This window comes from Pseudoalteromonas sp. S2893 (assembly GCF_005887105.1).
Lineage (GTDB): Bacteria > Pseudomonadota > Gammaproteobacteria > Enterobacterales > Alteromonadaceae > Pseudoalteromonas > Pseudoalteromonas atlantica.
Map to the genome: position 1 here is coordinate 1 of NZ_PNCY01000071.1, position 8,105 is coordinate 8,105.

5 protein-coding genes are annotated in these 8,105 nt (G+C 35.2%); all 5 read left to right on the forward strand.

The annotated features are described in order from the left end of the window. Positions 1-515: 515 nt before the first annotated feature. From CWC04_RS19085 to CWC04_RS19105, 5 genes are read left to right on the forward strand one after another with little or no spacing between them, the layout of a single operon-like run. Entirely contained in the window at positions 516-1,100 is a 585-nt protein-coding gene (locus CWC04_RS19085) for a hypothetical protein (RefSeq protein WP_024032258.1), read from the forward strand. 5 nt (positions 1,101-1,105) lie between these two features. Further along, positions 1,106-3,904, forward strand: a complete 2,799-nt coding sequence (gene rdrA, locus CWC04_RS19090; protein ID WP_138686179.1) for an antiviral RADAR system adenosine triphosphatase RdrA — start codon at positions 1,106-1,108, stop codon at positions 3,902-3,904. Continuing rightward, positions 3,904-6,486 carry an antiviral RADAR system adenosine deaminase RdrB gene (gene rdrB / locus CWC04_RS19095; protein ID WP_138686180.1) on the forward strand — a complete coding sequence of 861 codons (2,583 nt, stop codon included), beginning with the start codon at positions 3,904-3,906 and terminating at the stop codon, positions 6,484-6,486. The genes rdrA and rdrB overlap by 1 nt, the downstream gene beginning before the upstream one ends. A 17-nt stretch (positions 6,487-6,503) precedes the next feature. Further along, entirely contained in the window at positions 6,504-6,761 is a 258-nt protein-coding gene (locus tag CWC04_RS20105) for a P-loop NTPase fold protein (RefSeq protein WP_502705343.1), read from the forward strand. 56 nt (positions 6,762-6,817) lie between these two features. After that, a complete protein-coding gene (locus tag CWC04_RS19105) occupies positions 6,818-7,951 on the forward strand; it encodes a KAP family P-loop NTPase fold protein (protein WP_171038601.1) in 1,134 nt (377 codons plus the stop codon). Positions 7,952-8,105: the final 154 nt, after the last annotated feature.

An 8,105-nucleotide genomic window follows, 5' to 3' on the forward strand; every position in this document is an offset into this window, starting at 1 on the left:
CACCACCAATACAGGTATTTAAGTTCGTTACTTAAAAACCATAAAAAACCGCCAATTTGAGCAATCAAGTTGGCGGTTTTTTTATGGATAAAATTTAATTAAAGCAATTGATTTGTTTCGCATTCTCAGGAGCTAGTAGTACGATATTGGATGATGGTCTAAATTAAACTGCTATTGGTAGTTAAATTATTAAATAGTAACCAACAATATCTATATCAAATAGTCGGTATTGGCAGGTTAATTACTCGTTTAATTTTAAAAAGTGCATTATTCAATATAAATCGTGCCAATCATCTCAAAGCCTTTTTGCCTTAACAGCTAAATTTATATAATATCATTTGTTAAATAACGGATTAGCTGAGTCTTACAAAAAATGGAATTATATGTCACTCCCTAACAGACCAAAATCCTTCCATAATTTAGACATAAAGAATCAAGCACGTATTTTAAGTAAAAGCATTCAATTGCGATTACCACTTCAAAGGTTAAATCCACTTACTTTTAGGATGAAATGTATGGCGTTAACAGATGCTGTTATTAACAAAAATGATAAACGACATAATAGCGACCCTATAGATGACGATGTAGCTATAGATGAAATTGACTTTTATATTGCTGAATACACCAAAAGGGTGACTAATTTCGAAGCTAAAAAAAAGATTAATGAAAGGTTTACGTTTGTATCGCTTGTAATTGTCTTGCTATCAGCTGGTTTAATCTACTCACCATTCTTATTTGGTGTTGATGTTTTAGAGTATGGCTACTTAAGGTTGATTGTCAGTTTGTTTCTCAGTATTGCAGGTATGATTTTATTTGTTAGCTACTTGGTTAATAGACTTAAAGGCTATACCAGAGCATGGAGCAGGAACCGCTTAATGAAAGAGCAGCTTGAAATTTTAGCACGAGAATATCGTTTAAGTATACGAGGCAAAAAACTCCCCACAGATCGTGAATATATAAACATTGAGCAAGAAAATATCTTATCTAAGTTATTCGAACTTGAATCAAAAAATAGAATCGAAACTCACGTAGATATAGTTGGTGATTACATCGCAGCACATGAAGGTGTTTTCGGTTGGGTTAAGGGATTAAGGAAATAACAAAAATGACAACAAAATATATATTAGATTTGAGCAAAGAAGAGTACCTCGATAACTTTGTCGTACTAGATGAAAAGATCAATGATAAAGAGTTTTGGCAATATGAAGCACGTGATAAATTAGTTGAGAAGCTGAATTTTTTTTTAGATGATGCTAAAAAATATAAAGAGGCTAGAAATGAAAATAAATCTAAAACTTGGCTATCACATAATGCAATATTGGTAACAGGTCAGCGCGGAACGGGTAAAACAGTATTTCTTCGAAACTGTGAAGCGATGTGGGATGTGCATTGTAAAAAAGCGCTAAAGAGTCAGTCAGAAATTTATTTTCTTGAATCAATTGATCCAACAATGCTCATTGAGCAAGATAATTTTGCTAACGTTATTATTGCTCAGATATATAGTGAAGTAGAGACAAAGCTTAACTCTGGAAATAATTGTAATGTAAACGAAGGCTTGAAAAGTGACTTTTATAAAAAATTAAAAAAACTAGCTGATGCTCTAGGGAAGAAGGAAGAGTTTGAAGGTTGTAGTGGTATTGATAAAGTTTTGCAGTATAAATCAGGCATTAATGTCGAAAGGTATTTTCACGACTTTGTTGAAAGCGCAATTCAAATTTTAGGTACTCAAGCACTTGCGTTACCTATTGATGATGTGGATATGGCTTTAGATAGAGCCTACGAAGTTGTAGATGAAGTACGCAGGCTGTTAGGTTGCCCTTATATTATACCTATCGTGAGTGGTGATTTTAGCCTGTACGAACAAATGGTACATGTTCATTTTGATGAAAAAGCATATAGAGAGAAAACTAAAAACAAAGAGCTAATAGCTAAAGGAAAAAACTTTTCAAATAATTTAACGGATGCATATTTAACAAAAGTGTTCCCTAATCAGATGCGGCTAAGCTTATTACCGATAGACTATATTTCGCCATCGCTATTTATTAAAACTGCTTCAGGAAAGGGGGATTATCCATACCGAGAATATGTTGAAGCACTCCAGTCACAATTTTATCCACTTTGTTCAAATGAAAATATTTTAAAAAACTGGCCAAAACCCGATTCTGCAAGAGAGCTTGTTCAATTTACTCGAACTGTGCTACCGCATGAGCTAGAGCTCGCTCAGGAAAATGCAGATCTCAGTTATAAGCTTTGGAAGGGCTTTATTAACTGGGCTGAGCACAAACAAAATGGCCAAGCCTATGCAAATGTGGAGTCTTACTTGACGGTTAAAAATCGAAATATCGAGGATATATTTAATATTTCGGATTTATTTTGCTTTAGCCCTAAAGCACAAATAAAAAGCACACACTTAAATTGGGCAGATAAGCCTTTTTTAAAATCACAGCTTTATTCTTTGGGTATTGAAGATAAAACCAAGTTAATCGAGTTGAAGGAACGAAGGTTTAAAACAACTCAACCATGGAAGAAAACGCAAGATAACAATACATGGTTTTTAGATAATATATCCTTAATTGAATTTGGTTTTAATGATGAAGATAGGACTTTATCTAGTTTGCCTCCTTTAGAGTTTTTTCACTTAGAAAGTATGGTTACATTAGGTGAGGCTAAAGAGGCAAGTAAATCGAATGACCTCAATCCTTCTGAGTTTATAATTAAAGAGAAAGCCAAAGAAATTAGCTCTAAAGAATCAGCCAACAAAGATGATGAGAGCACAATTAAATACAACTTGAATAGATTATTACTGGATGTTTACACGTATGGAGATCTCTATTCAACAATGGGTAATAGTAATAAATATGTGTTTATAAGTAGGGCATTTGAACTCATTTTGTACTCTTTCCTTTTGGGGAAGAATGAAACTCCTACTAAGAGCCTTGATAACATACTTAGCCGAAGGCCTTTTTACAGTATATTTAACATCGCGCCCACTAAAACAATAATCAGTGGTGAGGATGAGGATATAGATAACATAGCAACACCAACAGTGGCTGATAATATCAGCAATATAGAAGTACTTGAAAAGCTAATAATACAGTGGCGAAAAACACATAGCGAGTTTTTTGAAACTATGCCTAGCGAAAAGTTACTCCCGATTTTTTCTTTTATGTTCAATAAAATATTCACTGCATTTCACTCATTTAAATTCGAAAATTATATCGGTTCAAATACCGCAGATGGTGAATATTTAACGGATCATATTAGGCGCTTTGAATTGATGACTTTGAATTCTGCTTACACCGCTATGATAAAAGGGGAGTCGATAGAAGCAAATGTTGGTGTAACAAAGAATCATGAAACAATTAGAAGCAAAAAGTTATTTAAGAGTAGTGATAGAACGCTTAATAGGAACATGGCACGTTTTAATAGTCAATTCAAAGAACCAGAGAGTATTGAGCAGCAATTTATTAGGGCTTTAGAGTCGCATCCACTTTTTGAGATAATCAAATCAGAAAGTGATGGAGATATTGTCATTGAGAAGAGAATTAAATTGGGGAAAATTCCAAAGGATAAAAGCTTAAGCGTTGATGGCAAATCATCTTCTTTTTCTAAAAACCAAAGTAAGTCCAACGATGTTAAACGTTTGAAATATAGATTGCCAAAACGCTTGATTCAAAAGGCTAAAGATTATCTGGAAAAGAATTCTGAATATTACGATACAGTCAAGGCGACAAAGAAAGAATTAGTCTCTGCGATAGAGAACGACTTAATTGCATATGATTATTTTGAAAGCGATTTCAATGATAAATCGATTAATTTTGATGACTTAAATATCATTTCAGGGAACAAGGCACATAACTTTATAAAAGTACTTTACGATATTAACAAAAATGGTAAATCTTGATGCTTCTGACCAATGATTTATTACTTGCTGATGTCGTTTTTCTTTCATCGGATAAAGCCATTAAAAAGCTGAGCAAAGATGATGTGTTGAGCAAAGATTTTTTAAAGCGTTTAGCTAGTTACATACAAGATTACCAGCCTTATTTACATCGAAATTTACGTGATGAGGATGTAATTAGCCAACTACATGCCTATGAATATGATAAGCCGGATATAACTGTTAATGGCGTACTTTCTCGCTTAGCCCATACTTTTTTAGAGTGGCAAGGAAGCCACTTCGAAGTTAAACAGAGCAAATTAGAGCAGTGGCTAGAGCTTTTATCGCTTATAGATGGTACTTGGATTATAGCTCAAGCATATAAGGATATTGCTAGGGAGTATGATTTTAGCGCCAGTGACATTATAAATGCTGTTATAACAGAGCAATGCCCTCATGCACTTGCAAGGGATAAAGCAGGTAAGTTATTTGCAGATAACCATGTTCATTTAGGCGGCCATGGGCATACAGGGCCTTCAATACTAAGTTTTGCGCTCTATGGTGAAACTCTATCAGAGAGGGGCTGGCCTAAACGTCCAGAATATACTCTATTTGAAAGTGGCCAATATAAAAAAGAAAATTTACCGATTTGGAGCTCTCAACTTGCGGATAAGCTGGTGGAGCACGCGTTTACTCAACCTGAAAAAACAACTAGAGTCGATTTGGACAATCCAAAATTTGAACAAGATGATTGCTTGGCGTTGTATTATTTAAGTACACAGTTGGCTACGACTCTTGCTCAAAAAGCATTTTTACAAGCACACTGTAAACCTGTTCGTTCAGATGTACGCTGGTTATTATTTTGCATTGGAGTGGTAAGCACTGAACTTAAAGACCCAACTATAGCGGCGCAATTTATTCGAGTATCAAATATACTGCGTAATTATATGATTGTATGGGGTACAGGCCTAAGCCAGTTTGTCGAATCATTTGGTTTTAGTGCTCGTAAAAAAAGATATCTTCCTTATCAAAATAACAGCAGGTTAGATGGTTTAGTTGCAGATATTGATAACCGAACACTGCGTGAATTTAGAGTATCCCCATATGTTGTTGTTAATGGTGAAGGTAAAATCGGAGTTAAAGCTCTACAGCAAGGTTTAGAAGCTGCTTTAAAGCATTCTTTTGCTGAAAATATTCATTTTGTTATTCATTTTTCTCGTAGCTTAAAAGGCGATTTAGCAAAGAAAGAGGATAAGTACCAAGCAAATGTTCGGAATACCCTTAAACAGCAAGTGATTGCATTGCAGAAATTTAAAGGCTCGGTTACTTTTTCTGATACTGAAATTAAAGCATTTGATCTTAACTTATCAGTTAAACAAAGTATTGACTTGCGCAAGGCAATTCGTGGTTATGACTTAGCAGGGAACGAAAATGAGTTACCAATAGAAGTGTTTGCCCCTGCGCTTCGTGTAGTTAGAAGCGCAAAACATCCTACCACCAACATATTCAGCAAACGGTTTATACGGCCGTTTTTAACCGTGCATTCAGGTGAAGATTATAGTCATTTACTATCAGGCCTAAGAGCAATAGACGAAGCTGTTTATTTCTGTGATTTTAAAAGCGGTGATAGGTTAGGACATGCGTTAGCACTTGGGGTTATGCCGCGAGTTTGGGCTCAAAGACAACAAACAGCTTATGTAAGTTTAGGTGACCACATTGATAATTTAGTATGGTGTTATCAAAAGGCACTCGAAGTGATTCAAATTGCCCCGCGTTTTACAGGGGTACTTCAGCTGATCCAAGAAAAAATTAACTTTTGGTCTATGCAACTATATGTTGATGAGCAACGGAACTCTGAGAATCAACGATATACTGTAAGAGATATGCATGAAGCTTGGAAGTTGCGACGTAACTGTCCAGAAACATTAAATTTAGAAACGTTTAAAGAATCTCTACCGTATGTTGACCATTTAAATCCTTTATATCGTGACTGGATAATTGATTTTGATAAAGAGGTTGGTGGCTCTATTACTAGCACGGCATTTAAATTGTGGCAGAAGTATGTCCTAGGACATATCAGAGATGACGCATACTTTGCTGCGCGCAAAAAGCCCATTATTATCCATTGTCAGCCTAAGCAAGGTGAAGATCCATTTTATGTTAAGGGACGCATGCAATTTGATTCTGTCTCTACTGCCGAACTTGATCTTTATGAAGCTATTCAAGACTTACAAATGGAGAAGTATGCAGCTAAAGGCATTATCATCGAAGCTTGCCCAACCTCTAATATTTATATTGGTCGATTTGAACACTACTTCGAACATCCTATTTTTAGATGGGACCCACCAGAGCAAGAGTGGCTCAAGCAAGGTGAAAAGTACAATCGCTTTGGCTTGAGAAAGGGGTCTGTCACTGTATGTATTAATACTGATGATGCTGCGCTAATGCCAACCACAATACAAAATGAGCACAGAGTACTGCAAAAAACTGCTGTTGAGCATTTTCACGTGGGCGTTAATAAAGCGGAAGATTGGATAGAACGAGTCCGTAGAAAAGGTGTAGAGATTTTTAAGGCTAATCACTTAGGTTGGGTTAATAAATTTTAGGGTGAATAAAAATGAGTATGCTTAGCTGTAAATACCCTGAGTGGTTAGAAAAATATACATTTGATAACTGTAAGCTTAATCGTAAAGAATATGGTGAGTTTTTAACTAATTATATTAAGGGGGAGCACGACGGCTTTGTACTTAACTTAAACGGGGCTTGGGGAACTGGTAAAACAGAGTTTTTAAGACGGCTGTACACACACCTAACGAATGATATCCGACTATTTATATCGATGCATGGGAAAGTGATTTTTCGCAAGTTCCATTATCAGTAGTTGCTAGTGAACTAATTAATCAACTTTCAATAATTAACCATAACATTGGTTCTGATTTGGATAAATTAACAGACTTCCTAGGTAAGGCGCTAAAGGGGGTAGTAATAGCTGGAGCTGGTTTAGCTACCAAGCACCTTGTGGATGACTCTGCTGCTGGAAGAGAAGTAGTAAAAGCTTTCTTTGAAACCTCACCTAAAGATTTTCTTACTAGTGTAAAAAAAGATCATGAAGAGCAAATAGAAGCGATAAAAAGGATAAGAAAAGAACTAGGGCTTTTAGCTGAAGTGCTAAAGCAAATTCATGGCAAAGAGCTGCCTGTGGTTGTATTAATCGATGAACTTGATAGATGCAGACCTAATTATGCTATAGAAATGCTAGAAGTGATCAAGCATTTCTTCACGACAAAGAACTTTGTTTTTGTTGTGGCTACAGATACTACACAACTGCAAGAGTCGATAAGGTCAGTTTATGGTTCTAATTTTGACTCTAATACTTACCTAAAGCGTTTTTTTAATCGAGAAGCTAGGTTAGCAGAGCCAGATCTCGAGTACTATTTAAAGTTACAAGAAGTAGATTTAACGCCGTATTCTGAAAAGGTAGTTCTTTATCCAAACCTTACAAATAATAGGGAAAACAATATACGTCAATATATCATATGGGTAGCTAAAGCTTACGAGTTGAGTTTGAGGGATGTTGATCAGACAATCGATAAGATAAACGCTTGCTTGCGAGGAGCCTTATACGCTGAACAAAGCTCCAATAAAGTTCAGGTGATAAATATATTTTCTTTATTGTTAGGGATAGTAGAATTCGACCTTAAGAATACAAGTTTTGATGAAAGAAAAAATGACAAGCCATGCATAGATGGTGGGCTATACAAACATAATATTTCGCTTGATAGTCATAGTGAAAATGTGTTTTCTGAGCTATATGAGCTAAACATGTATAATTCAGTAAAGCATAGTATTGAGTTTCAAGATGGCTGGGGGGAAAACCAAAAAGGTTTAGTTTATGGAACTCACATTAAGGCTAAAGGTAAAGATTATGACCACTACAAAGGAATTATAAAAAAAGTAGCTAATGAAATAGATAGTAGCTTTTTCAACTTCAATCAACAAAAAGATGAAGTGAAAATTTGGTTATGGCCTGACTATCAAAAAGTGATAAAGCTGGCTGGAAATTTAGATTAGTAACAAATCGGATTAAATATATCTAGCTATTTTTAATAATGATAACAATTTATTTTAGTACCATCTTGGTTATTTACTTGGTTTAAATTTGTTTTAAGACAACATGTTGCTTTCTTGCTAGAGACTCCCCCCGCACCAATACAGGTATTTAAGT

Bases quoted from the DNA above. Each gene is read 5' to 3' on its own strand.
- CWC04_RS19085 (WP_024032258.1), top strand. From the start codon at position 516: ATGGCGTTAACAGATGCTGTTATTAACAAAAATGATAAACGACATAAT.
- CWC04_RS20105 (WP_502705343.1), top strand. From the start codon at position 6,504: ATGCTTAGCTGTAAATACCCTGAGTGGTTAGAAAAATATACATTTGAT.
- rdrB (WP_138686180.1), top strand. From the start codon at position 3,904: ATGCTTCTGACCAATGATTTATTACTTGCTGATGTCGTTTTTCTTTCA.
- rdrA (WP_138686179.1), top strand. From the start codon at position 1,106: ATGACAACAAAATATATATTAGATTTGAGCAAAGAAGAGTACCTCGAT.